Raw genomic sequence first — 23,234 nt, forward strand, 5'->3', positions numbered from 1 at the left:
CGCGTGAGCCCGTGAGGTAGTGGGGGGGGGGGGGGGCCCCCCTCCCCCCACTTCCGCATGCCCTGAGCAGCGGCGTCGCTAGCTCGTCGTGCCCGGCGGCAGCAGCTGCTGCACGTCCAGGCGGCCCGAGAGCACGTCCTCGGTGTCCATCATGTCGGCGACCCGCTGGAGCCGGATCGGGTTCAACGACAGCGGGAACGTGCCCACGGACACGAGCGCGGCGGTCGGCTGGTCGACGTCGGCGTAGCTGGTCAGCGAGTCCTGCACGGCCAGCTTGTTGCCCTGGGCGCGCTGCTGGGCCTCGCGGAGCACGTCCCGGAACACCCTGAGGGTCTTCGGGTTCGCGTCGGCGAACTTCTTCGACGCCGCGTAGCCGGACATCGGGAAGTCGAGTGTCGGGCCGCGCGCGGTGTCGCTGAGGATCTTCGCGCCGATCTTCCGTTGCGCCTTCGTGATGAACGGCTCGATCATGAACGCCGCGTCCACCGTGCCGGAGGTCAGCGCGTTCTCCATGTCCGCGAACGGCATGGACTTGAACTTGATCTTCTGCTTCTCGACCGCGGCGGTGTCCAGCACGGCACGCGTCGTCAGCGCGCCGATGTCGGTCTCGCTGTTCACGGCGATGGTCGGGCTGGGGTTCTTGCCGGCGTCGTCGTAGCTCGAGTTCGAGGCCGTGACCAGCGCCATCGAGTTCGGGCCTGCCTGGTAGGCCTCGCCCTGCAGCTGCAGCTCGGTGCCCTCGGCGACGGCCCGGAAGAGGCTGACGTGCGTGGCCCACGTGATGTCCAGCGTGGTGTCCAGCTGCTTGATGGCTTCGGCCTCGCTGGGCTGAGTGACCAGGTTGACCTGCAGTCCGGCCTTCTCGAACAGCTTTTCGGTCAGCGCGATGCGCAGCGGGGCCACGTCGACGACGGGCAGCACGCCGATGCGCAGGATGTTGCGCTCCACGTCCGCGTTGCCGCCGTTCGACGAACCTCCGAACAGGCCGCAGCTCGCGGTCAGAACACACGTGATGAGCACTGCGGCAAGCCGCAGAGCTTTGGCTCGGGTAGCCATGGCACCTCTCGCCGGTAGGCCTGAGTAGCATCGAATTGATCAGTGAGTGTCGCCACAGACCAGGTGGTCCGCTGTCCGAACTGGGCGTTCGGACGGACGTGGGGCGTGCCGACAACCGGGGATGTTAACCACCTGAACGTATGAAACGACACCCCATCTCGATACGGTGAGTGCTTCTGGAGACTTCCCCCGGACAGGGGGTGACCATTACGCTCCCCGCCGGGTGGCACAGGTTGTTGTCGACCGACGTGTCTTCAGACGGGGTGGGGCGCCTCACCGGGTGAACCGCCTCTGTGCTGCAATTCGGCCCGTTTGACGAGTCCATGCTCGGTCCTGGGGAGAGACCGGGACACTGCTGCTGGAAGAGGAAGCCCAGAGTGGCCCGACGTGAGAGAGGTCCCAGCCAGTTTGGCGTGGGTGACACCACACGCTCCGAAAGGCCCGAATCGGGTGACGGACTGGCTGCGCTGGGTGACGGAACGATGAACGTGACACCGGACCCGGTGAGTCGCGAGATCGCACCCGGAACCGGTTCAGGACCTGCCCGATCCGCGCCATGGCGCCTGCGCAACTGGCGGCTGCGCACGAAGCTGCTCGCCGTCCTGCTGATCCCGACGGTCTGTGCCCTTGCCCTGGGTGGTCTGCGCGTCCGCGGCGACCTCCAGGCCGCGACGGAGTTCAACAACCTCGCGAACCAGATCCAGCTCGAGACAGCGGTCGCCGACCTCGTGCAGCAGCTGCAGCGCGAGCGCGACCTGTCGGTCAGCTACGTCGCGTCGAACAAGAAGGTCGACCGGGTCGTCCTCGAGCGCCAGCTGCGCCGCGTGAACGACACCAGCGAGGCCTTCAACGCCAAGATCTCCGAGCTGAGCTCCGACCTGAACCCGACCGCCGTCGAGCGGTTCCAGGTCGCGGCCAAGCAGCTCGACCGCCTGAACAGCCTCCGCAACTCGGTGCGCGACACCCAGTACCCCGCGGAAGCCGTCCAGCGCACCTACTCGGAGTCCATCGAGACGCTCATCAACCTCGGTGAGACGACGATCGCCGAGATCAACGACCCGGAACTGGTGCGACTGCACCTGACCACGAACGCCATCGCGCGCATCAAGGAGCAGGAGTCGCTCAAGCGGGCGATCCTCCTGGACGTCTTCCAGCGCAAGGCGTTCACGCCGTCCCAGACGCGCGCCCTGCAGGCGGCGGACGCCGAGCTCGACGCGGCCCGCAACGACTTCCGCAAGGCCGCGACGCCGGAACAGGCGAAGATCTACGACGACACCGTCACCGGCCTGATCGTCGACACCGCGAACGACATGCAGGAGTCGGCGCTCAACCAGCAGGCCGGCGGCAAGAAGGACTTCAGCCAGCTGACGTCCGAGAAGTGGGACATCGCCGCCACGCTGACGGTCAACCTGACCCGTGACGTCGAGAACCTGCTGGTCGAGCAGCTGCAGAACAAGACCGACGAGCTCTCCAGCGACACCCGCACCAGGGCGTACATCGAGTCCGGCGTCGTGCTCGCGATCCTCGCGCTCGCGTTGCTCATGGCGCTGTTCGTCGCCCGCTCGATCCTCAACCCGCTGCGCACGCTGCGCCGCACCGCCCTCGACGTCGCCGACCACGGCCTTCCGGACGCGGTCGAGCGGATCCTCGCGGACCCGAACCCGGAGAACGCGGCCAAGACCGCCGTCGAACCGGTGCCGGTGCACACGCGGGAGGAGGTCGGCCAGGTGGCGCGCGCGTTCGACGCGGTGCACGGTGAAGCGGTGCGACTGGCCGCCCAGCAGGCCCTCCTGCGCGACAACGTCAACGCGATGTTCGTCAACCTCTCCCGCCGCTCTCAGGCCCTGGTCGAGCGCCAGCTGAACCTGATCGACCGGCTGGAGCAGGACGAGCAGGACCCGGACCAGCTGGCCTCGCTGTTCGAGCTGGACCACCTCGCGACCCGCATGCGCCGCAACTCGGAGAACCTCCTGGTCCTCTCGGGCACGGACCTCTCGCGGCGCCTGACCCGTCCCGTCCCGGCCGCCGAGGTCCTCGGCGCCGCGGTCTCCGAGGTCGAGCAGTACGCCCGCGTGCAGGTCGGCCAGACCCCGGACCTCACGGTCCAGGGCCGCGCGGTCAACGACCTCGTGCACCTCATCGCCGAGCTGCTGGACAACGCCACGGCGTTCTCCGACCCGGTCACCAAGGTCACCGTTCGCACGGCCAAGACCCGCAAGGGCGAGCTGGCGATCGAGATCCAGGACCGCGGCGTGGGCATGGGCGACCAGGAGATCCTGGACGCGAACGAGCGCCTGGCGGACCCGCCGGACGTCGACGTCGCCGTCTCCCGCCGAATGGGCCTGTACGTGGTCGCGCGGCTCGCCAAGCGCCACGACATCAAGGTCCGCCTGCGGGGCAACGAGGACATCGAGGGCGGCACGACGGCACTGGTGATCGTGCCGGAGACGCTCATCGCGATCCCCGGTCAGGCCCCCGTCTCGACCCCGCCGACCGGATCCGGCTCGCTGGCCTCCGCGTTCGGCATGTCGTCGCCCACCATGTCGTCGCCCTCGATGGCACCGGTGCAGACGCCGGCCGAGCACACGACCGAGATCGGCACGACGGCCACCAGGGCCAGCGGCATCGCCGGCGCGTTCGGCGGTTCCACCGGCTCGACCGGCCTCACGCCGAGGATCGACGAGTCGAGCCCGAGCATCCCGGTCAACTTCGTGCCGAGCTCGATCACCGACACCGGTGCGGGCGCGACGGCGATCCCCGTCTACAGCGACCCGCCGATCGAGGACTCGACGCCGTCCGAGCGGTGGCGTCGTGACCAGCTCGCGGCGGTGGAGCCGGAAGGCTCGTTCGGCGAGCCGACCCTCTTCACGGCCTACGAGGACCGGCACGAGGAGCCGGGCGAGATCTCCTTCGAGCCCGGGTACGAGACCACGCAGTTCGTGCCCATCCCGCCGATCGACGACGAACCGGCCTCGACCAACGGCGTCTCGCGCGCCTCGGTCGACCAGGGCCGGCTCGACATCGGCATGGGCCACCGCAACGGCACGTCGGGCAAGCAGGTCGAGCACGACCTGGACGCCCCGACGGAGCGCCTCCCGATCTACGAGGCCGTCCTGTCGCAGTGGTTCCAGGCGGTGGGCAGTGAGACGTCCGCATCCGCCGCCCAGCCGGTCCGTCCGGCCGCTGGGCACGACGAGACGGCCGCGTCCAACGGGCACGTCGAGTCCGGACCGGGCAGCGTCGACAAGGGCGGTGTCGAGTACATCGACGAGCCCCCGTCGACCCCTCCGTTGTCGGACGGGCCGGAGCCCGAGCTCCCGACCCGTACCCGCAAGCCTGTCCCCGCGGTGGCACCCACCACCACGTCCGCAGCCGGCCTCCCCGTGCGCCAGCCGCGCGTGAAGGTCCAGAAGGCGGTCGAGGAAGAAGTGGCACCGGCCGAGCAGGAGCGAGTTGTGGAACCGGAGCCCGTTCTGGAGGAGACTCCAGCAGCGGCGCCCGTTTCCGAATCGGCTTGGCAATCGCCTGCCGATGAGGGATGGCAAGCGGCTCAGGCGTTGTTGAACAAGACGCCGGAGACGAAGACCACGGCAGGATTGCCGAAACGGACACCGAAGGCTCAGCTCGTGCCAGGATCTGCAGCACCCAAGCCGCAGTCCCTGACGCAGACAGCGCAGCGCCCGCCGCTGCCGCCCCGCACCGCCGACGCGGTGCGCGGACGGATGTCGAGTCTGCAAAGTGGTGTCCGGCGAGGCCGGCACGCATTGATCGAGGCATACGCTGGTGACCAGTCGAGCCGGCAGAACGAGGAGCAGGAGTGACGACCGCAGCGCAGCCAGGCAGCTTTGGTTGGCTTATCACCGACTTCGTGCGGAGGGTGCCCGGCGTGGCACATTCCGTCGTGGTGTCCGCGGACGGGCTGTTGCTCGCGGGGTCCCAGGGGCTGCCCCGGGACCGCGCAGAGCAGCTCTCCGCCGTCGCGTCAGGGCTGGTCAGCCTCACACAGGGTGCTGCCCGCTGCTTCGAGGCAGGCGGGGTCAACCAGACCGTTGTCGAGATGGAGCGGGGTTACCTGTTCCTCATGTCCATCAGTGACGGCTCGTGCCTTGCCGTCCTGGCGGCACCGAACTGTGACATCGGCCTGGTGGCTTACGAGATGACGCTTCTGGTGGAGAGAGTCGGTCAACAACTCACCCCTGAGCTGCGCGCGCAGCTTCAGGGTGTGGTCCGTCGCTAGACCTCACTTGGGTTCAGGGGTGAGAACAAATGGCTGGGAGACCTGGCGCTAGAGGCCGTGGACTCGGTAGGAACTTCAACTACCAGGAGTGGGCCGCTGGTGGGTTCCAGTTCGACGAGCCTGACGCGATACCCCAAGAATCAGAGGAAGCCGAGGACGCACCCCACGATGAGCGGGTTACAGGGCAAGGGCTAGGCGATATGTCTCAGCGTGAGGTGGACGACTCGTCGTCGTATCCGTACGACGACGTGCCGAACCGGTTCGACATAGACGGGTACGGCACCGGGTTGTTCGGTGGACCCGGTGCGGACCTCTTCGGCCAGCACGAGATGCCGGACGCGGTACCAGAACAACTGCCGTACACCACGGGGCCGCAGCCGGTGTACAGCACTGGTGCGCAGCCGGCATACAACACCGGTGCACAATCCGTTGTGCGCCCCGAGGAGAATGCAGCTGCGGACTCGGGTTCACTGGTGCGGCCTTACACACGCACCGGTGGACGCACACGACCCGACTACGACCTGGCTATCGAGGCGCTGATTTCGACCAGCGAAAAGGGCCTCGAACGGGATGCCGCGGTGCTTCCCGAGCACAGGTCCATCTGCGGGTTGTGCGTGGACACGCGGTCGGTGGCCGAGGTCGCAGCACTCCTGCGCTTGCCTCTAGGCGTCGTACGGGTGTTGATCGGCGACATGGCAAGCATGGGATTGGTTTTGATTCACCAGGGCGGTCTGGTCGTGGGGGACCGGCCTTCCATGGAATTCCTGGAGAGGGTGCTCAGTGGGCTTCGCAGGCTCTAGTCCCCAGGGCGCCGAGGGCGCACGGAAGCCGACGACCTCCGCCAAGATCGTGGTGGCGGGTGGCTTCGGTGTGGGCAAGACGACGTTCGTCGGCTCGGTGTCCGAGATCGTCCCGTTGACCACCGAGGCGGTGATGACCGAGGCCAGCGCGGGGGTGGACGACCTCTCCGCCACGCCCAACAAGGTCACCACGACCGTCGCGATGGACTTCGGCCGCGTGTCGCTCGACAGCGACCTGATCCTGTACCTCTTCGGTACACCGGGTCAGCACCGCTTCTGGTTCATGTGGGACGACCTGGTCCGTGGTGCCATCGGCGCCATCGTCCTGGTCGACACCCGCAGGCTCGCGGACGCGTTCGCCTCGATCGACTTCTTCGACGACCGGCAGCTGCCGTACGTCGTGGGCGTCAACTGCTTCGACGGGCTCCTCCACCACCGGCTGGAGGACGTGCGCGAGGCGCTGACGATCGACGAGTCGGTGCCGATCGTGACGTGTGACGCGCGAAACCGGCAGTCGACGAAGCAGACGCTCATCACGCTGGTCGAGCACGCCATGCGCCAGTGGATGTCGGTCCGGGCGGGCTGACCTCCTCTCGCGGGACAACTGCAGAACGTGCGACGAGGCGAGCGCCACCTCCGGGTGCGGCGCTCGCCTCGTCGTTGCGGTCTGACCTAGTTCGTTCGCCGATCGTCCAAGCAGTTCTCCCTCCGCCGTGGGGTGCTGCTGCTAGCCGATGACCACGCCGACGCCGACGATGGCGCCGAGGTCGACGCCACCATCACCGAGGTCCACGCCCGCGCCGACACCGACGCCCGCGCCGATGCCGATGTCCAGCAGGCCGTCGAGCAGGCCGTGGTGGTGGCAGTGGTGGCCGGACGGCCCGACGACGGTGCCGAGACCGATGCCGGCGTCGACGTCCACATCGGCATCGACCACGGCGTCAACGACAGCGTTCACATCGGCGTCGATGATGGCGTCCACGTCAGCGTCGACGACAGCGTTCACATCGGCGTCGACGACGGCGTCCACGTCGGCGTCGACCACCGGGACGGGCGGCGCGGCGACGAGCGGTGCCACGGCCGGGTCGACGGCGGTGGTGGGCGCGAGGTCAACCGTTGCGCTCACGTCGGCAGCGACATCCGTGTCAACTACCGCCGCGGCGTCCACGGCCGCGTCCACCACCGTGTCGATGTCGGTGTCGACGTCCACGCCGGCAGCCACGTCGGCGTCGACGTCAGCATCGATGTCGGCATCCACGACGGCGTCCACGTCAGCGTCGACGATCGCGTCCACGTCGGCGTCGATGTCGGTGTCCACGACGGCGTCCACGTCGGCGTCCACGACGGTGCCGAGGTCGACCCCGGCGTCCACGTCCGCGTCGACCTGGGCCGCGAGGCCCAGCGCGAGCTGGATGCCGCCGTTGTCCATCACGGTGATGCCGGGTCCGGTGTCGAGGGCGACGTGGGCGCCGGCCGCGACGTCCAGCAGGTCGACGTTGCCGCTCACCCCCGCGTTCGCGTTGACTTGGTTGTCCTGCAGGAGCACGAGGATCGGGTCGGCTGACGCCGTGCCCGAGGAGAACGGCAAGGCGAACGCCAGTGCCGTGACGGTGGCGGCGGCTCGCAAAGCCCACCGGGAGCTGGCCATCGTGCGGGACCTCCTTGGTCGGTGCGGACGTCCTTCGGGAACGTCCACGCCCACCGACGCTAGGTCGGGCAACGGCCACGCACGGGTGATCACGCGGCACTGACCGGGGGATGACCGGCTGTCAGTCCTCGTCCACCAACGCGGCGGACGTGATGCGATGGAGTGGGAACCTCAGCACCTCTCCGTAGCTGTGGTCGTACCCCTCCAGCACTCCGCCACCGACGACGTGCGGCTCGATTACCCGCTGTGCCGCCGTGCCGTGGGAGTCGACGAAACCGACCAGGACCCTGCGCCGGGCCCGTGCGGCCTGCTGGAGCAGCGACAAGGTGGCTGACGGACCGGCGCCGAGATGTCCGGGAACGGCGACGCGTTCACCCCGTGGTGTCGCGGCGGCGCGATCACCGGCTCGGACCAGCCGGACGAGTTCACCCAGCCGCTCGTCGGCGGGCACGGCCGGTGACGCCGGTTTCCGCGCCGACCGCTGCCTCGGGGTGGTCCTGCGCCCGCCGGGACGCAGGTCGAGCACCTGGCCGTCGGGACCCTCCGCGGCGGGGGCGAACCCGGCCGACCGCAGGCCGTCCAGCACGTCCGCCAGCGGCAGCGGGCTCACCAGCACCGTCGGCGCGATCCGGCGGAGCTCCAGCCGGGCGGCCTCAGGGTGCGCGAGGACCTCGCTGACCAGCACCGGGTCGTCGCAGCGCAGGAACGAGCCGGCGGCCCCGCCGCGCAGCCTGCCGTGGCGCCGGGCGGCGTCGTCGATCAGGTACGTCAACGACTGCGGCACCGGCGTGCGGGAGCGGAGCTTGAAGAGCTCGTGCAGGTCGTCGGCGGTGCGCCCGGCGTCGAGCGCACGCCGCACGGTGGTCTCGCCGATCCGGTAGACCGTGGCGCTGCCCGCCGACTCGACGTCCGCGACGAGCGCCATCTCGTCCGCGAGGTCCGGTTCGAGCCTGCCGGGGGCGACGACGGTGAGGTCGGCCTGCACCAGCACGTGGTCGAGCGGGTCCGGCAGCGCGTCGGCGAGGGTCTTGGCGGCGTGGCCGGGTCCCTCGTCGAGCAGCACGCGGCCGGCGCTGGTGATCGCGCCGAGTGCGAGCACGCCGACCGCGGTGCCCTCCTCGACCGTCCAGCGCACCAGCTCGTCGCGCTGCCTGCCGCCCCGGCGCGGCGCCCGCCAGCCGAGCAGCGCGGCCAGCTCGGCCGGGCTCGCGACCGCGGTGCCCCCCGGGAACGCGGCGAGCGTCTCCAGGACCCACCGGCGGTCGCGCGGTGCCTGGGCGCGGCGGATCTCGTCCGCGAGCGGGGTGAAGAGCCGGTCCTTCTCGTCGCGGCGGCCGACCAGCGCCGGCAGCCTCGGCAGCTCCAGCCAGGCGTGCGCGATCGTGGCCCAGCGGACCTCGGCGGTCGCGGCGATCCACACGTCGGCCTTGGTCGTCGGCACCCACTCGGGCTCGGCGGCCTCGGTGTTGGCGACGAGGTCCGCGCCGACGACGAGCTCGATCAGCAGGGCGGCCCGCTGCTCGTCGACGTTCAGGTCCTTGGCGACCTTGCGCAGCTCGCGGACGCCCAGCCCGCCGGTCCGCAGCACCGGCGGCGGTTCGGCCGACCAGCTCGCGAGCAGGTTCTCGACGTGCCGGACGAGCTCCAGCGCCTCGCCGCCGCCCGTCGCGTCGATGCTCGCCGGCTGCAGCGAGGTGGTCTTCGGCTTCGGCTCGGTCACCTGGATCGGGCCGAGCGGCCGGGTGCCGCGCAGCTCGAACGCGATCTCCCTGGGCAGCTCGACGGTGCCGGGGTCGCGCCGCAGCAGCAGGCCGCGGGCGAGCAGCCGTTGCACCGGGGTCTCCGCCTTGTCGAGCGGCACGACCCTGGAGGCGTCCCTCGTCTCGCCGATCGGCGGTCCGGCGGCGAGCTTGTGCAGGACCCGCTGCTCGCCCTCGCTGATGCCGGCGAGGTCGTAGGTCTGCCCGGTCGCGCGGCCCAGGTTGCCGGGGAACGTGCCGAACGCCTCGCGGGTGACCGGCGGGACCGACAGCTCGTCGTCGCCCCAGGCGAGCGCCAGCGACCGCAGCTTCGCGACGGCCTGCTTGAGCGGTTTGGGCTTCACGTCGGGCCCGAGCACCCCGGCGAGTGTGGTCAACGCCACGGGATCGGTGTCCGCACCCTGGACGACCAGCCCCTCGAGCACGGCGAGGGTGAACGTGTCGAGGTCCTCGCAGGCGCGCGCGATCGACGCCCTGGTGCCGACCCGTGTCGCGAGCACGGACATATCGGCAGGTGGGGGCGTTGCCAGGTCAGGACGCGCGCGCAGCAGCGCGATGAGTGCGGCGTCGTCCCTGGCGCGCAGCCAGTCGGCGAGAGTGGTGCCGGACATTCTCACCACGGTATATGGACCGGACGACATCGCATCGTCGCCAGGTGGGGAAACCAGGTCTGTCACACTTGTCGCGTCATCGGCACCACCGAGGAGGAGAAAGTGGCGAAAGGACGCCCTGGACGGGTCGACCCGCACTGGCCGGAGGGCCCCGACGGCGGCCACCCCGTCACCGAACTGACCAGCGACAGCCAGGGTGCGCTCTCCCCGTTCGGCGCGGTGACGTTCCCGCTGCCGGTCGAGGACCTCGGCTACACGCACCCGGTGACCGAGATCAACAAGTCCTGAGCCGCGCGAGCAGTCCTGATCGGACTGTCAGGGCGGTCTTAAGACTGCCGAGTCGCGTGCGTACCGCAATGGGCCCGGGGATAGGCTCACTTCCCGCTTGAGCAGCACTGCGTGGGAGGAAGACGATGCCGGTCCCCGGCCCTGGTTACTCGATCACCGTTCGTCTGGAGGCGCCGCCGTCAGCGAGCGCCGCGGGTGACCTCACCTCGGCCGTCGGCCGTGCGGGCGGTGTCATCACGGCGTTCGACGTCGTGGAGTCGCACAACGACCGCGTCGTCATCGACCTCACGTGCAACGCGCTCTCCGCGAACCACGCCAAGGACATCACCGACACGCTGGAGACGTTGCCCGGCATCGTCGTCCGCAAGGTGTCGGACCGCACGTTCCTCGTGCACCTCGGCGGCAAGATCGAGATCTCGTCGAAGGTCCCGCTCCGCAACCGCGACGACCTCTCCCGCGCGTACACGCCGGGTGTCGCCCGCGTCTGCGAGGCGATCGCCAAGAACCCGGACGACGCGCGCCGCCTGACCATCAAGCGCAACACCGTCGCCGTCGTCACCGACGGCTCGGCCGTGCTGGGCCTGGGCAACCTCGGCCCCGCCGCCGCCCTGCCGGTGATGGAGGGCAAGGCCGCGCTGTTCAAGAAGTTCGCGGGCGTCGACGCCTGGCCGGTCTGCCTGGACACCCAGGACACCGAGGAGATCATCCGCGCGGTGGAGCTCATCGCCCCCGTGTACGGCGGCATCAACCTCGAGGACATCTCCGCCCCGCGCTGCTTCGAGATCGAGGCCCGCCTGCGCGAGAAGCTCGACATCCCGGTCTTCCACGACGACCAGCACGGCACGGCGATCGTCGTCGTCGCGGCCCTGCGCAACGCGCTTCGCGTGGTGGGCAAGGACATCAAGGACTGCCGCATCACGGTCTGCGGCGTCGGCGCGGCCGGTTCCGCGATCATCCGCCTGCTGCAGGCCCAGACGCCGGGCGACATCATCGCCGTCGACGTCGACGGCATCGTGCACCGCGACCGCCCCGGCCTCGACTCGAACCTGAAGTCGATCGCCGCGTCCACGAACAAGGACAACCAGGCCGGCCGCCTGCACGACGCGCTGGTCGGCTCGGACGTGTTCATCGGCGTCTCGGCCCCGAACCTGTTCGGCGCCGAGCAGGTCGCGACGATGGCCAAGGACGCCATCGTGTTCGCGCTGGCGAACCCGGACCCGGAGATCGACCCGATGGAGGCCCAGCAGCACGCCGCCGTCGTGGCGACGGGCCGTTCGGACTTCCCGAACCAGATCAACAACGTGCTGGCGTTCCCCGGCGTGTTCCGCGGCCTGCTGGACGCGCACGCCAAGACGATCACCGACGCGATGCTGCTGGCCGCCGCCGCGGCCATCGCCGACGTGGTGGACGGCGACCGCCTCAACGCGTCGTTCATCGTCCCGTCGGTCTTCGACAACACCGTCGCGCCCGCCGTGGCCGAGGCCGTCCGGAAGGCCGCGACCTCCTAGTGCGGTGACCACGAACCCTTGCCGGGTTGTGCGCGGTCCAGGGCGACGCATCGTGGTGCCTCCCCCACGTCCTCGTACTGGTGGTACGGGGGCGTGGGGGAGGTGCCGCGAGGCGTCCACCTGGGCCCCGCACAACCCGGTGAGGATTGTGGTCACCGCACTAGGGATTTCGGCACGGGCCGTCGTTCTCGGGCAGGCATACGATCGCGGTATGACCAAGCAGTTCACCCACCTGGACTCCCAAGGCGCGGCCCGCATGGTCGACGTCTCCGGCAAGGAGCAGACGACCCGCACGGCCGTGGCCACCGGTGTCCTGCACACGACAGCCGAGGTGGTCGCGCTGCTGGGCGCCGACGGCCTGCCCAAGGGCGACGCCCTGGCGACGTCCCGCATCGCCGGCATCATGGCGGCGAAGCGCACCTGGGAGCTCGTGCCGCTGTGCCACCCGATCGCCCTGTCGTCGGTGGTGGTGGACCTGGCCCTGGCCGAGGACTCGGTCCTGATCACGGCCACCGTCCGCACCACCGACCGCACGGGCGTGGAGATGGAAGCCCTGACCGCCGTCTCCGTGGCGGGCCTGACCCTGCACGACATGGTGAAGTCGGTCGACCCGGCCGCCTCCCTGGACGCGGTGCGCGTGGAACGCAAGGAAGGCGGCAAGTCCGGACTGTGGGTGCGCCCGTGAAGGCAGCGGTCATCACCGCCTCGAACCGAGCCGCTGCCGGCGTCTACGAGGACCGCAGCGGCCAGCTCATCCTGGCGTGGCTGGTCGAGCGAGGCTTCTCGACCCCGATGCCATCGGTCGTCCCCGACGGCGACCCGGTCCGCGAGGCCCTGGTCGCGGCGGTGACGTCCGGCGCCGACCTGGTCATCACGACCGGCGGCACCGGCATCAACCCGACCGACCGCACCCCGGAGATGACCCGAGCCGTCCTGGACTACGAGATCCCCGGCCTGGCCGACGTGATCCGCATGTCCGGCTGGCCACGCGTCCCGGGCTCCGTCCTGTCGCGAGGCGTCGCGGGCGTCGCGGGCAGAACCCTGATCGTCAACCTGCCGGGCTCGACGGGCGGCGTCCGCGACGGCCTGGAAGTCCTCGGCACCGTCGTGGACCATGCACTCGACCAACTGCGCGGAGGTGACCACAGGTGAGCGTGGTGCTGCGAGCCCTCGTGACCGAGGAACCGCTGTCCGTGGAGGAACACGCGGCCCTGGTGGCCTCGGACCGAGCAGGAGCGGTGGTCACCTTCTCCGGCGTGGTGCGAGACCACGACGGCGGCCGCTCCGTGCTGGAGCTCGAGTACCACTCCCACCCCTCGGCCTCCGACGTGGTGGCCGAGGTGGTCGACACCCTGGCCTCGAAGTACCCCGGTGTCCACGGCATCGCCGTCTCACACCGGGTAGGTCCGCTGAAGATCGGCGACGTGGCCCTCGCCTGCGCCGTGGCAGCCGAACACCGCGGGGAGGCCTTCGCCCTCTGCTCCGACCTGGTGGACGAGGTCAAGGCGCGGCTGCCGGTGTGGAAGCGGCAGGTGTTCTCGGACGGCAAGGACGAGTGGGTCAACTGCCCCTGACCGCAGTCCGCGCCTGACCGGCGGCTCGCCGGAACGTGACCGACGGCCATGCCAGGGCACGCTGGCGCAGGGGTCCCCTTCGATTTCAGGTCCCCCGCGACCCAACGTACTCAGAGGGTCTGACACTCCGGCGAACGAAACTCAGCCGCACCCCGCACCCCGCACGCCCACAAACGCGATGCCGAAGGCGAGCAGTAACAACCCCCCACGCACTCGCGACCGCGATGCCGAAGGCGAGCCGGAAAGACCTGACGCCGATGGGTAGCGGTGAACCCACTCGTGGTTTTGCGATTGGGGCTTGACTTTGGGTGCGAGGTGCTACCACTAGTGGATCGGCCGGGTGCGGAGCATCCGGCCTTTTCCGGCCGAACCAGCGCCTCGCAAGGGCCCCGAAGTCAAGCCCCAATCGCAATCGTCGCGCAGCGGCGATGTACCCAGCTGCTTCGTCCGAGGTGCATGCCCACGCTGGAACAGGCACGGAACCACCAAAGGCGACCACGCTGGAACCGCAACGGCGATCAAGCCGAAACCCGCACGGCCCCAGCCCAACGCAAACAGGGACCTCACCGCCGGGGGGTAACGGTGAGATCCCTGCCGCATAGCATCAGCCCCACAAACCAGGGACCGCGTCAAAAACTCCAGATCAGATCTGGATCTTGTGCCCGGGGAAGATCAGGTCGGGGTTCGTGATGAACCCCTTGTTCTTCTCCACGATGGCCTGGTAGCCACCCTCGACCTTGTTCTCGGTCGCGATCTTCGACAGCGTGTCGCCGGCCTTGATCTCGTAGTTCCCGTTCGGGTTCGACGTCGAGCCGGGGAGCGACACGACCGGGGCCTGCTGCACCGGCGCGGCGGCCGTGCGCTGCTGGACCGGGGCCTTGCGCTGCTGCGCGGGGGCCGGGGTCGTCTTCTTGCCCGTGTAGGCGCCCAGCTTCGCGCTGCAGGCCGGCCAGGCGCCGGGGCCCTGCGACGCGAGCACGCGCTCGGCGACGGCGATCTGCTGCTCACGGGAGGCGTTGGCGGGGTTGCCCACACCGCCGTGGCCGTTCCAGGTCTGCTGCGTGAACTGCAGGCCACCGTAGAAGCCGTTGCCGGTGTTGGTGGCCCAGTTGCCACTGGCCTCGCACTGCGCGAGTGCGTCCCAGTCCATTCCAGGGGCGGCGTTGGCGGTGCCAACGGCCAGGCCCAGAGGGGCGCCGGCGATGATGCCGACAGCCGCGACCTTGGCGATAGTGCGAGCGGCGGAGCCGTGCTTGCCCTGCTTGCCTCGGTTGAAAGCCATGTGCCTCTCGGTCCACCACACCTGCTGCCAGGGGCTCGGGTTCGGGGCCCGGTACGTCCCTGCGTCCCAGTCCGGCGGTTTCTCTCGCTCGGGGGTGTTCCGGGGAGCCCGTCGGACTGGGTTCGGTGCTGGGCTCTCCGGTCGTGCTTCTGGCTGGTTCGGGCCAGCCGAGGAGCGACCGTACGTAACCGAAACCGCGCTCGCCAAATGTTTGCGACTGTGACCCGTGTCACTGTAACGTTTCGGCGGGTTGTGTGGAACCGACAAAACAGCAGCTCAAAGGTGCCGTTATCGGTTCGTTTCCATCTTGAGATCGACCGAGATCAATCACGGAAAGTGAGTCGTGGCTCACGCTTGTTGCGCCTATCGGGGGCGCGTCGGAGGCGGTCGGGAGCGACTCGAAACCTGTTCCGGGAGGGCTGTCGTTTGGCCATGATCTGAAGACATGAGACTCGACGCGCTGCGGCAGGCGCTCGCCTCCCGGCCGGGCAGGGCCGTGGCGTTCGACGAACTGGTCGAGGCGGTCTGGGGTGACGACCGGCCGGCCAACCCCAAGCAGGCGTTGCGCAACCTCGTCCAACGGCTGCGCGCCACCGAGCAGGTCATCACCGAGCCCGGCGGCTACCGGCTGGTGCTGCGCAAGCCGGGCCCGCACCAGCTGCCCGCCGACCTGCCGGACTTCGTCGGCAGGGAGAGCGAGATCGCCGCGGCGCTGGGCAGCACCGCGCCCGTGCTCGCGATCACCGGGCCGCCCGGCGTCGGCAAGACCTCGCTCGCCGTGCACGTCGCGCACCGGCTGAGCGAGCGGTTCCCCGACGGCCAGCTGTACGTGAACCTCCGCGCCTTCGACAACGCCTCCGCCATGACGCCCCATCAGGCGCTGCACCGGTTCCTGCGCGCGCTCGGGGCCGAGGAGGTGCCGGTCGACCTCGACGCGCAGACGGAGCTGTTCCGGCGGATGACGGCGGACCGCGCCGTGCTCGTGGTGATCGACAACGCCACCGGCGACCTGATCGGGCCGCTGCTGCCGTCCGGCGAGCGGTGCCGGGTCGTCGTCACCAGCCGGACCGACCTCGCAGAGCACGAGCAGGTCCGGCTGGCCGTGTTCGCGGACGACGAGGCGCAGGAGCTGTTGGCGCGCATGCGGATCAGCGGCTCGCCGGACGACCGCGCGGAACTGGTGCGGCTCTGCGCGAACCTGCCGCTGGCGCTGCGGATCGCGGCCGCGAACGTCGCCGCCGGCCACATCACCGACTACCTCGCCGACCTGCGCGGCGACGACCGGCTGGACGCGCTGGAGATCGAGGGCGACGCGGCCGTCAACGCCGCGTTCGACCTGTCGTACAAGGCGCAACCCGGTGAGGCGCAACGGCTGTTCCGGCTCCTGGGCCTCATCCCCGGCCAGGACTTCGGCGCCGAGGCCGCCACCGCGCTGCTCGGCGAACCGGCCGGCGAACCGCTGCGCCTGCTCGTGACCGCGAACCTGGTGCGGCACGACGAGGACAGGTACAGCCTCCACGACCTGCTGCGCATGTACGCGGTCCGGCTGACGCACGACCGGAGCCCGCGCAAGCGGCTCTTCGACTACTACCTCCTCAACGCCGAGGCGGCCTCCCAGACGCTCAACCGCGAGTTCTTCCGCCTCGACCTGCCCGAGCTCTCCGAGTCGCTGCCGAGGCACGACCTCGGCACCGAGGCCGCGGCCGTCGCGTGGCTCGACGCCGAACGCGCCAACATCGTCGCCGCCGTCCAGCAGGCGGGCCCCGACCCGGTCGCCTGGCTGCTCACCGACATGCTGCGCGGCCACTTCCACTTCCAGGCCCACCACGTCGACTGGTTCGCCGCCGCCAGGGCCGGCCTCGCCGCGGCGAGGCAGGCGGACGCCCCTGTCCCGCTGGCCGTCATGCACGGCAGCCTCGGCCTCGCCCACTGGAGCACCGGCAACCTCGCCGACGCCGTCGACGAGTACGGCGAGGCCCTCGAGATCCTGCGCGTCCACCGCGACGAGCGGGTGATGACGTCACTGCTGATCAACAGCGGCATCGTCAACTGGGAGCTCGGTCGGCTGCGCACCGCCGCGCGGCTGCTGGCCGAGGCGCTCGAGACGTCACCGGACAACCCGGCGGTGCTGTTCAACCTCGGCGGCGTCCACCTCGACCTCGGTCCGCTCTCCGCGTCGGTCGCGCACGTCACGAGGGCCCTGGAGATCGCGGAGGAGCAGGACCTGCTCGTCGGCCGCATCCTCGCGCTGAACGCGATCGTCGAGGTGCGCCAGCTGCTCGGCGACCACGACCTGGCCGAGCGGTACCTGGCCATGGCCGACGAGCTCCGCGAGGTCGCCCCGCCAGGACTGGTCCGCCGCATCCCCGGCCTCGACTCGCACGCCGTCCTGGCGTTCGTCCGCGGCCGGCACGAGGAGGCGCTCGAGTTCGCCCTGCAGTCGTTGCGGCACGCCCAGGAGGCCAGCAGCTCCAAGGACGAGTGCGACGGCTACGACACGCTCGGCGAGATCCACCGCGCGCTGGGGGACGTGGACAGGGCCATGAGCGCCCACAACGAGGCGTTGGCCATCAGCCTCAAGAACGGCTACCTGCGCGGTGAGGTCAACGCCCTGGCCGGCCTGGCCGCCGACCACCACGCGGCGGGGGAGCCTCGCGAGGCGCTGAGGATCGCCCTGCGCGCCCGCGAACGGGCCCGTGAGGGCGAGATGCGAGTCCGCGGTGTCCGGGTGCTCGCCGTGCTGGCCCGCGTCCACCGGTCGCTGGGGGACCACACCGCCGCCGACGAGGCCACGCGATCAGGGCTCACCCTGGCCGAGGAGACGGGGTGCCGGTTCTGGCAGGACGAGTTCGAGGCTCAGCCACCCGCGAACGGCGGCAGCACGTCCAGCTGAGACCCGGCGGGCACGCGCAGCGAGGTGTCGCGCACCGCCACGCCGTCCAGCAGGAAGCTCGACGCGGCGAGCACCTTGCCGAGCTTGTCACCGTGCCGTTCGCCGATGGTGCTCACGACGAGCGCCACGGTCGGCTCGGCGGTGTCGAGCAGCAGGTCCTCCTCGGCCACCCCGGCCGCGGCACGGGCGCCCGCGAAGTAGCGGACCTGCACGGCGGTGCTCACTGTCATCCTCCGATGGCGCTCATGGGTCGGTCGGGCTGCGAGAAGCCCGCGTCGTTGATGCCGTGACCGGCAGCCTTGGCCCACATCGTGGCGCGCCAGGCGTCGGCGATCGCGGCGTCGGGGGAGCCGTCGCGCAGCAGCGCGCGCAGGTCGGTCTCGCCGTTGCTGAACAGGCAGTTGCGGATCTGGCCGTCCGAGGTGAGCCGCGTGCGGTCGCAGGCGGCGCAGAACGGCCTGGTCACCGACGCGATCACGCCGACGACCGCGGGGCCGCCGTCGACCAGCCAGCGCTCGGCGGGAGCACCGCCGCGGGGCACCTCCGACGGCGTCAGCGTGAACGCCGTCGACAGCTCCGCGAGGATCTCCTCCGCCGTGATCATGTTCGTGCGCGTCCAGCCGTGCTGCGCGTCGAGCGGCATCTGCTCGATGAACCGCAGCTGGTAGCCGTTCTCGACGCAGAACCGCAGCAGCGGGACCGCCTCGTCCTCGTTCATCCCGCGCATCAGCACGGAGTTGACCTTCACGGGCTCCAGTCCGGCCTCGCGGGCGGCGTCGAGGCCGTCCAGCACGTCGGTGATGCGGTCGCGCCTGGTCAGCGTCGCGAACTTCGCGGGGTCGAGGGTGTCGAGCGAGATGTTGATCCGGTTGAGCCCGGCGTCCTTCAGCGACTGCGCCCTGCGGGCCAGCCCGATGCCGTTGGACGTCATCGACATGCGCGGACGGGGTTCGAGCTCGGCCGTCGCGGCGATCACCTGCTCCAGGCCGCGGCGCAGCAACGGCTCGCCGCCCGTGAAGCGGATGTCCGTCACGCCCAGGTCGACCACGGCGATCCGCATCAGCCGGACCAGCTCGGCGTCGGTGAGCAGCTCGTCCTTCTGCAACCAGTCGAGGCCCTCGGCGGGCATGCAGTACGTGCACCGGAGGTTGCAGCGGTCGGTGAGCGAGACCCGCAGGTCCTTCGCCACCCGGCCGAACTTGTCGACCAGCAGTGGCGTGTCCGGACGTGACGATGCGTCAGGCGTGCCACGCACGACCGGTATGCCCAACTCCACTGCTGTCACCTTGTTTAGCTTAATGAACAACACCTTGTAGATGCCTCCAAGAACGAGGTTTCTCACGTTCCGCCCGTTTGGAGCACTGTCACGAGGAATTGTCTTACTGGCTAAGATGTCCCGCATGGAACCTGATGCCCTGGAGAGGTTCACCTGGTACATGCGGGAGCAGAGCGCGCTCACCGTCATGTTCCACGCGAGGGTGGCCGCGCAGATGGGGCTGTCCGCGACCGACGAGAAGTGCCTCGATCTCGCCATGCGGGCGGACGGACCGGTCACCGCCGGCCGGATCGCCGAGCTCTCCGGCCTCTCGACCGGCGCCGTCACGGGCGTGATCGACCGGCTGGAACGCGCCGGTTATGTCCGCCGTGTCCGCGACCCGCACGACCGCCGCAAGGTGTTGGTCGAGGTCACGGTGGGGGACGTGGAGAAGTTCGGCGCGACCTTCGAGGTGGCGCGGCAGAGCATGATCGAGGTGCTCGACCAGTTCGACGAGGACGAGCTGCGGGTGATCGAGCGTTATCTCAAGCTCCAGACCGAGACGTTTCGCAAGCGCGTGATCGATACTTAGGCCCATGTGGCACTACTTGATGGACATGGACGGCGTCCTCGTGCACGAGGAGCACCTGATCCCGGGTGCGGACGAGTTCGTCGCGGAGCTGCGTGCGTCCGAGACGCCGTTCCTCGTGCTCACGAACAACTCCATCTACACGCCACGCGACCTGCGGGCCCGCCTGCAGCGCACCGGCCTGGACATCCCCGAGTCGTCGATCTGGACGTCCGCCCTGGCCACGGCGAAGTTCCTCGACTCGCAGCGTCCGAACGGCTCGGCGTTCGTGATCGGCGAGGCGGGCCTGACGACGGCGCTGCACGAGATCGGTTACGTGCTGACCGACCGCGACCCGGACTACGTGGTGCTCGGCGAGACCCGCACCTACAGCTTCACCGCGATCACCAAGGCCATCCGCCTGGTCGAGGAGGGCGCGAAGTTCATCGCGACCAACCCCGACGCCACCGGTCCGTCCCGCGAGGGCTCGCTGCCCGCGACGGGCGCCGTGGCGGCGTTGATCGAGCGCGCCACCGGCCGTGAGCCCTACTACGTCGGCAAGCCGAACCCGTTGATGATGAGGTCGGCCCTGCGCGCGCTGGGCTCGCACTCCGAGAACGCTCTCATGATCGGCGACCGGATGGACACCGACGTGCGGTCGGGCCTGGAAGCGGGTCTGTCGACCATCCTCGTGCTCTCCGGGATCTTCACCTCCGAGCACGCCGAGATGTACCCGTACCGCCCGACGAAGGTGCTCAAGTCGATCGCCGAGCTCGTCGGTCACTCTCAGGACCCGTTCGGCGACTGGACTGACCACTGACGCGAGAGGGCTTATCACCTATCGTCGCGGAGGTGGACACGGATCGACGCCCGATGTACGTCGTAGGTGACGTGCACGGACATCTCGCTGAGCTGACCAGAGCACTGCACGCCGTCGAGCTGTGCGACGAGGACGGGCACTGGACGGGCGGCGAGGCCGAGCTGTGGTTCCTCGGCGACTTCGTCGACCGCGGCCCCGACGGCGTCGGTGTGATCGATTTGGTCATGCGGCTCGGCGAGGAGGCCGCCGAGGCCGGCGGCTCGGCCAACTCGTTGATCGGCAACCACGAGGTGCTGCTGCTCGGCATGTACCGGTTCGGCGACGAGCAGGTGCCGGACAGCCTCGGCCCGCGGTCGTTCGCGCGCAGCTGGCTGCTCAACGGCGGGCTGCGCAGCGACCAGGACCGGCTGACCGACGCCCACGTCGAGTGGCTGACGACGCGGCCGGTGCTCAAGCTGCGCGACGACCACCTGATGATGCACTCCGACACGGTGGCCTACCTCGAATGGGGGTCCTCGATCGAGGAGGTCAACGAGGCCGTCGGCCAGGTGCTCAAGGGCGACGACCTGGTCGACTGGTGGGAGTGCTGGCGCAAGATGACGACGCGCTACGCGTTCCGCGGTCCGCAGGGCCCGGAAATCGCGGACGAGCTGCTCGCGACCCTCGGCGGCACCACGATCGTGCACGGCCACAGCGTCATCGCCGACCAGCTCGGGGTGCCGCCGGACCAGATCGACGGGCCCCTCGTCTACGCCGACGACAAGGTCCTGGCGATCGACGCGGGCCTCTACAGCGGCGGTCCGTGCCTGGTCGTGCCCTTGCCTTACGCCGGAGCCTGACTACCGTCTGGGGGATGACCGCCAGCTACTCCTCGGGCACCTCCGCCGCCCCGCTGCTAGGCGACACGATCCACGCGAACTTCGCGGCGACCGTCGCGCGCTTCGGCGACCGCGACGCGCTCGTCGACAAGGCCACCGGCCGCCGGTGGACCTACGCCGAGCTGTCGGCGGAGGTCGACAGGGCCGCGGCAGGGCTGCACTCGCTCGGCGTGCGCAAGGGCGACCGGGTCGGGATCTGGGCGCCGAACTGCGCGGAGTGGGTGTTCGTGCAGTACGCGACGGCCCGGATCGGCGCGATCCTGGTCAACGTCAACCCGGCGTACCGCGTGCACGAGCTGGAGTACGTGCTGAACCAGGCCGGCATCCACACGCTGGTGTCCGCGCGCTCGTTCAAGACCTCGGACTACGCGGGCATGATCGAGGAGGTCCGGCCGCGCTGCGCGGAGCTGAGGAACGTCGTCTACGTCGACGACCCGCGGTGGACCGGCGACGAGCTGCCCGAGGTCGAGCTGGACCGCGACGACCCGATCAACATCCAGTACACGTCCGGCACCACGGGCTTCCCCAAGGGCGCGACGCTCTCGCACCACAACATCCTCAACAACGGCTACTTCGTCGGCGAGCTGATCAGCTACACCGAGGAGGACCGCATCTGCGTGGTGCCGCCGTTCTACCACTGCTTCGGCATGGTCATGGGCAACCTCGCGGCCACCAGTCACGGCGCGTGCATCGTGATCCCAGCGCCGGCGTTCGACCCGGCGAAAACCCTTGCGGCGGTTCAGGAAGAGCGCTGCACGTCGTTGTACGGCGTGCCGACGATGTTCATCGCGATGCTCGACCTGGTCGACGGCTACGACCTGTCGTCGTTGCGCACGGGCATCATGGCGGGCTCGCCGTGCCCGGTCGAGGTGATGAAGCAGGTCGTCGAGCGGATGGGCATGAGCGAGGTCTCGATCTGCTACGGCATGACCGAGACCTCCCCGGTGTCGACGCAGACCCGCGTCGACGACTCGCTCGACCGTCGCGTCGGCACGGTCGGCCGCGTCGGCCCGCACCTCGAGGTGAAGATCGTCGACCCGGAGACCGGCCTCACGGTCCCGCGCGGCGAGCCGGGTGAGCTCTGCACCCGCGGCTACTCGGTCATGCTCGGCTACTGGAACGAGCCGGAGAAGACGGCCGAGGCGGTGGATCGCGCGGGTTGGATGCACACCGGCGACCTCGCGGTGATGGGTGACGACGACTACGTGAACATCACCGGCCGCATCAAGGACATGGTGATCCGCGGCGGCGAGAACATCTATCCGCGCGAGATCGAGGAGTTTCTCTACACGCATCCGGACGTGCTCGACGCGCAGGTGATCGGCGTACCGGACGCCCGCTACGGCGAGGAGTTGATGGCGTGGGTGCGGATGCGCGAGGGCGCCTCGCCGTTGACCGCGGAGGCCGTGCGGGAGTTCTGCTCCGGCAAGCTCGCCCACTACAAGATCCCGCGGTACGTGCACGTCGTCGAGGAGTTCCCGATGACGGTCACCGGCAAGATCCGCAAGGTGGAGATGCGGGCGGCGTCGGTGGAGCTGCTCGGCCTCGACGACGGGGTCCGGCACGCCTGAGCGTGGTCGCGGGACTACGGGGTGATGAGGCGCAAAGACCCTGGTGAGCGGGCTTTCACGAGCGCAGCATCAGTGGATTCTCGTGTTAGGAGGCGCTCATGCTCACCGCCACCAGGACCACCACCATGCTGCCCGTCGAGGACCCCGACCGCGCCGGCCGCTTCTACGCGGACATGCTCGGCCTGAAGCCGCTCAGCACGGGCCCGGACGGCACGCGGATCTTCGCGCTGGGCCAGGGCGACGCGCTCGGCCTGATGCCCGCGGAGAAGGGCGCGCAGACCGGGCACACCGTCCTGAGCTTCGAGGTGCCCGACCTCGAGGGCGAGATCCGCGAGCTCGAGGACCGCGGCGTGCGCTTCGAGGACTACGACATGCCCGACTTCAAGACGGTGAACCACATCGCGGTCATGGGCACCGAAAGCGCGGCGTGGTTCACCGACTCCGAGGGCAACATCCTCTGCCTGCACGAGCCGGTCGAGCCCTAG

The 23,234-nt window shown here is 69.8% G+C and carries 19 protein-coding genes and 1 pseudogene; 14 read left to right on the forward strand and 6 right to left on the reverse strand.

All coding sequences use genetic code 11. From position 1 onward, the window contains the following. Window positions 1-78: 78 nt before the first annotated feature. Window positions 79-1,056: an ABC transporter substrate-binding protein gene (locus ACFWV3_RS30930; protein WP_382416344.1), complete on the reverse strand. Its 978-nt coding sequence runs from the start codon at window positions 1,054-1,056 to the stop codon at window positions 79-81. Window positions 1,057-1,538: 482 nt separating this feature from the next. Between ACFWV3_RS30930 and ACFWV3_RS30935 the strand changes: the two genes are divergently transcribed. The 4 genes from ACFWV3_RS30935 to ACFWV3_RS30950 all read left to right on the forward strand — a co-directional run bounded on the left by ACFWV3_RS30935 (window position 1,539) and on the right by ACFWV3_RS30950 (window position 6,679). Continuing rightward, window positions 1,539-4,877, forward strand: a complete 3,339-nt coding sequence (locus ACFWV3_RS30935; RefSeq protein ID WP_382416346.1) for a nitrate- and nitrite sensing domain-containing protein — start codon at window positions 1,539-1,541, stop codon at window positions 4,875-4,877. Next, window positions 4,874-5,293 carry a roadblock/LC7 domain-containing protein gene (locus tag ACFWV3_RS30940; protein ID WP_030470879.1) on the forward strand — a complete coding sequence of 140 codons (420 nt, stop codon included), beginning with the start codon at window positions 4,874-4,876 and terminating at the stop codon, window positions 5,291-5,293. The genes ACFWV3_RS30935 and ACFWV3_RS30940 overlap by 4 nt, the downstream gene beginning before the upstream one ends. 215 nt (window positions 5,294-5,508) lie before the next feature. After that, on the forward strand, window positions 5,509-6,093 hold the full coding sequence (locus ACFWV3_RS30945) for a DUF742 domain-containing protein (protein ID WP_382416347.1): 585 nt from the start codon (window positions 5,509-5,511) through the stop codon (window positions 6,091-6,093). Next, window positions 6,074-6,679, forward strand: a complete 606-nt coding sequence (locus ACFWV3_RS30950; protein WP_030470877.1) for an ATP/GTP-binding protein — start codon at window positions 6,074-6,076, stop codon at window positions 6,677-6,679. The genes ACFWV3_RS30945 and ACFWV3_RS30950 overlap by 20 nt, the downstream gene beginning before the upstream one ends. A 141-nt stretch (window positions 6,680-6,820) precedes the next feature. Here ACFWV3_RS30950 and ACFWV3_RS30955 read toward each other — a convergent pair whose 3' ends face one another. Together ACFWV3_RS30955 and ACFWV3_RS30960 are read right to left on the reverse strand one after the other, a co-directional pair. Further along, a complete protein-coding gene (locus tag ACFWV3_RS30955) occupies window positions 6,821-7,741 on the reverse strand; it encodes a hypothetical protein (RefSeq protein ID WP_382416349.1) in 921 nt (306 codons plus the stop codon). A 121-nt stretch (window positions 7,742-7,862) separates the two neighbouring features. Beyond that, window positions 7,863-10,112 carry a helicase-associated domain-containing protein gene (locus ACFWV3_RS30960; protein ID WP_382416351.1) on the reverse strand — a complete coding sequence of 750 codons (2,250 nt, stop codon included), beginning with the start codon at window positions 10,110-10,112 and terminating at the stop codon, window positions 7,863-7,865. A gap of 102 nt (window positions 10,113-10,214) precedes the next feature. Here ACFWV3_RS30960 and ACFWV3_RS30965 point away from each other — a divergent pair, with 102 nt between their 5' ends. From ACFWV3_RS30965 to ACFWV3_RS30980, 4 genes and pseudogenes are all read left to right on the forward strand, one after another. Next, window positions 10,215-10,400, forward strand: a complete 186-nt coding sequence (locus tag ACFWV3_RS30965) for a hypothetical protein (RefSeq protein ID WP_382416353.1) — start codon at window positions 10,215-10,217, stop codon at window positions 10,398-10,400. 125 nt (window positions 10,401-10,525) lie between these two features. Next, window positions 10,526-11,908, forward strand: a complete 1,383-nt coding sequence (locus tag ACFWV3_RS30970; RefSeq protein ID WP_382416355.1) for an NAD-dependent malic enzyme — start codon at window positions 10,526-10,528, stop codon at window positions 11,906-11,908. A 211-nt stretch (window positions 11,909-12,119) separates the two neighbouring features. After that, the gene (gene moaC / locus ACFWV3_RS30975) at window positions 12,120-12,593 is read left to right on the forward strand and encodes a cyclic pyranopterin monophosphate synthase MoaC (protein ID WP_382416357.1); all 474 of its coding nucleotides are present in this window, start codon (window positions 12,120-12,122) and stop codon (window positions 12,591-12,593) included. Next, a pseudogene (locus ACFWV3_RS30980) lies at window positions 12,590-13,482 on the forward strand (molybdenum cofactor biosynthesis protein MoaE). Before moaC ends, ACFWV3_RS30980 begins: the two are co-directional and overlap by 4 nt. A 643-nt stretch (window positions 13,483-14,125) precedes the next feature. On the opposite strand, the gene ACFWV3_RS30985 reads toward ACFWV3_RS30980, so the two are convergent. Beyond that, on the reverse strand, window positions 14,126-14,764 hold the full coding sequence (locus ACFWV3_RS30985; protein WP_382416359.1) for a transglycosylase family protein: 639 nt from the start codon (window positions 14,762-14,764) through the stop codon (window positions 14,126-14,128). Between the two features lie 445 nt (window positions 14,765-15,209). Here ACFWV3_RS30985 and ACFWV3_RS30990 point away from each other — a divergent pair, with 445 nt between their 5' ends. After that, window positions 15,210-17,657, forward strand: a complete 2,448-nt coding sequence (locus ACFWV3_RS30990; protein WP_382416361.1) for an ATP-binding protein — start codon at window positions 15,210-15,212, stop codon at window positions 17,655-17,657. Here ACFWV3_RS30990 and ACFWV3_RS30995 read toward each other — a convergent pair. Both ACFWV3_RS30995 and moaA read right to left on the reverse strand, forming a co-directional pair. After that, a complete protein-coding gene (locus tag ACFWV3_RS30995) occupies window positions 17,621-17,887 on the reverse strand; it encodes a MoaD/ThiS family protein (RefSeq protein ID WP_382416363.1) in 267 nt (88 codons plus the stop codon). The two genes, ACFWV3_RS30990 and ACFWV3_RS30995, sit on opposite strands and share 37 nt — an antisense overlap. Continuing rightward, window positions 17,884-18,942 (reverse strand): GTP 3',8-cyclase MoaA, encoded by a 1,059-nt coding sequence (gene moaA, locus ACFWV3_RS31000; RefSeq protein WP_382416365.1) that lies wholly within the window; start codon window positions 18,940-18,942, stop codon window positions 17,884-17,886. Before moaA ends, ACFWV3_RS30995 begins: the two co-directional genes overlap by 4 nt. A gap of 115 nt (window positions 18,943-19,057) precedes the next feature. Here moaA and ACFWV3_RS31005 point away from each other — a divergent pair, with 115 nt between their 5' ends. The 5 genes from ACFWV3_RS31005 (at window position 19,058) to ACFWV3_RS31025 (ending at window position 23,234) form a co-directional block, all read left to right on the forward strand. Further along, a complete protein-coding gene (locus ACFWV3_RS31005; RefSeq protein WP_382416367.1) occupies window positions 19,058-19,504 on the forward strand; it encodes a MarR family winged helix-turn-helix transcriptional regulator in 447 nt (148 codons plus the stop codon). Window positions 19,505-19,508: 4 nt separating this feature from the next. Further along, window positions 19,509-20,300: an HAD-IIA family hydrolase gene (locus ACFWV3_RS31010; RefSeq protein ID WP_382416369.1), complete on the forward strand. Its 792-nt coding sequence runs from the start codon at window positions 19,509-19,511 to the stop codon at window positions 20,298-20,300. 53 nt (window positions 20,301-20,353) lie between these two features. Next, window positions 20,354-21,139, forward strand: coding sequence for a metallophosphoesterase family protein (locus ACFWV3_RS31015; RefSeq protein WP_382416431.1), 786 nt, complete (start codon window positions 20,354-20,356; stop codon window positions 21,137-21,139). Window positions 21,140-21,153: 14 nt separating this feature from the next. Then, window positions 21,154-22,749 carry an AMP-binding protein gene (locus ACFWV3_RS31020; protein ID WP_382416371.1) on the forward strand — a complete coding sequence of 532 codons (1,596 nt, stop codon included), beginning with the start codon at window positions 21,154-21,156 and terminating at the stop codon, window positions 22,747-22,749. Window positions 22,750-22,847: 98 nt separating this feature from the next. Then, on the forward strand, window positions 22,848-23,234 hold the full coding sequence (locus ACFWV3_RS31025; protein ID WP_382416373.1) for a VOC family protein: 387 nt from the start codon (window positions 22,848-22,850) through the stop codon (window positions 23,232-23,234).

It is taken from the genome of Lentzea sp. NPDC059081 (genome assembly GCF_042738015.1).
Lineage (GTDB): Bacteria > Actinomycetota > Actinomycetes > Mycobacteriales > Pseudonocardiaceae > Lentzea.

What these genes read in the sequence shown, in the direction of transcription:
- ACFWV3_RS31025 (WP_382416373.1), top strand. Translation starts at nt 22,848, where the DNA reads ATGCTCACCGCCACCAGGACCACCACCATGCTGCCCGTCGAGGACCCC.
- moaC (WP_382416357.1), top strand. Translation starts at nt 12,120, where the DNA reads ATGACCAAGCAGTTCACCCACCTGGACTCCCAAGGCGCGGCCCGCATG.
- ACFWV3_RS30985 (WP_382416359.1), bottom strand. Translation starts at nt 14,764, where the DNA reads ATGGCTTTCAACCGAGGCAAGCAGGGCAAGCACGGCTCCGCCGCTCGC.
- ACFWV3_RS31010 (WP_382416369.1), top strand. Translation starts at nt 19,509, where the DNA reads ATGTGGCACTACTTGATGGACATGGACGGCGTCCTCGTGCACGAGGAG.
- ACFWV3_RS30935 (WP_382416346.1), top strand. Translation starts at nt 1,539, where the DNA reads ATGAACGTGACACCGGACCCGGTGAGTCGCGAGATCGCACCCGGAACC.
- ACFWV3_RS30930 (WP_382416344.1), bottom strand. Translation starts at nt 1,056, where the DNA reads ATGGCTACCCGAGCCAAAGCTCTGCGGCTTGCCGCAGTGCTCATCACG.
- ACFWV3_RS30970 (WP_382416355.1), top strand. Translation starts at nt 10,526, where the DNA reads ATGCCGGTCCCCGGCCCTGGTTACTCGATCACCGTTCGTCTGGAGGCG.
- ACFWV3_RS31005 (WP_382416367.1), top strand. Translation starts at nt 19,058, where the DNA reads ATGGAACCTGATGCCCTGGAGAGGTTCACCTGGTACATGCGGGAGCAG.
- ACFWV3_RS31020 (WP_382416371.1), top strand. Translation starts at nt 21,154, where the DNA reads ATGACCGCCAGCTACTCCTCGGGCACCTCCGCCGCCCCGCTGCTAGGC.
- ACFWV3_RS30960 (WP_382416351.1), bottom strand. Translation starts at nt 10,112, where the DNA reads ATGTCCGGCACCACTCTCGCCGACTGGCTGCGCGCCAGGGACGACGCC.
- ACFWV3_RS31015 (WP_382416431.1), top strand. Translation starts at nt 20,354, where the DNA reads ATGTACGTCGTAGGTGACGTGCACGGACATCTCGCTGAGCTGACCAGA.
- ACFWV3_RS30990 (WP_382416361.1), top strand. Translation starts at nt 15,210, where the DNA reads ATGAGACTCGACGCGCTGCGGCAGGCGCTCGCCTCCCGGCCGGGCAGG.
- ACFWV3_RS30995 (WP_382416363.1), bottom strand. Translation starts at nt 17,887, where the DNA reads ATGACAGTGAGCACCGCCGTGCAGGTCCGCTACTTCGCGGGCGCCCGT.
- ACFWV3_RS30955 (WP_382416349.1), bottom strand. Translation starts at nt 7,741, where the DNA reads ATGGCCAGCTCCCGGTGGGCTTTGCGAGCCGCCGCCACCGTCACGGCA.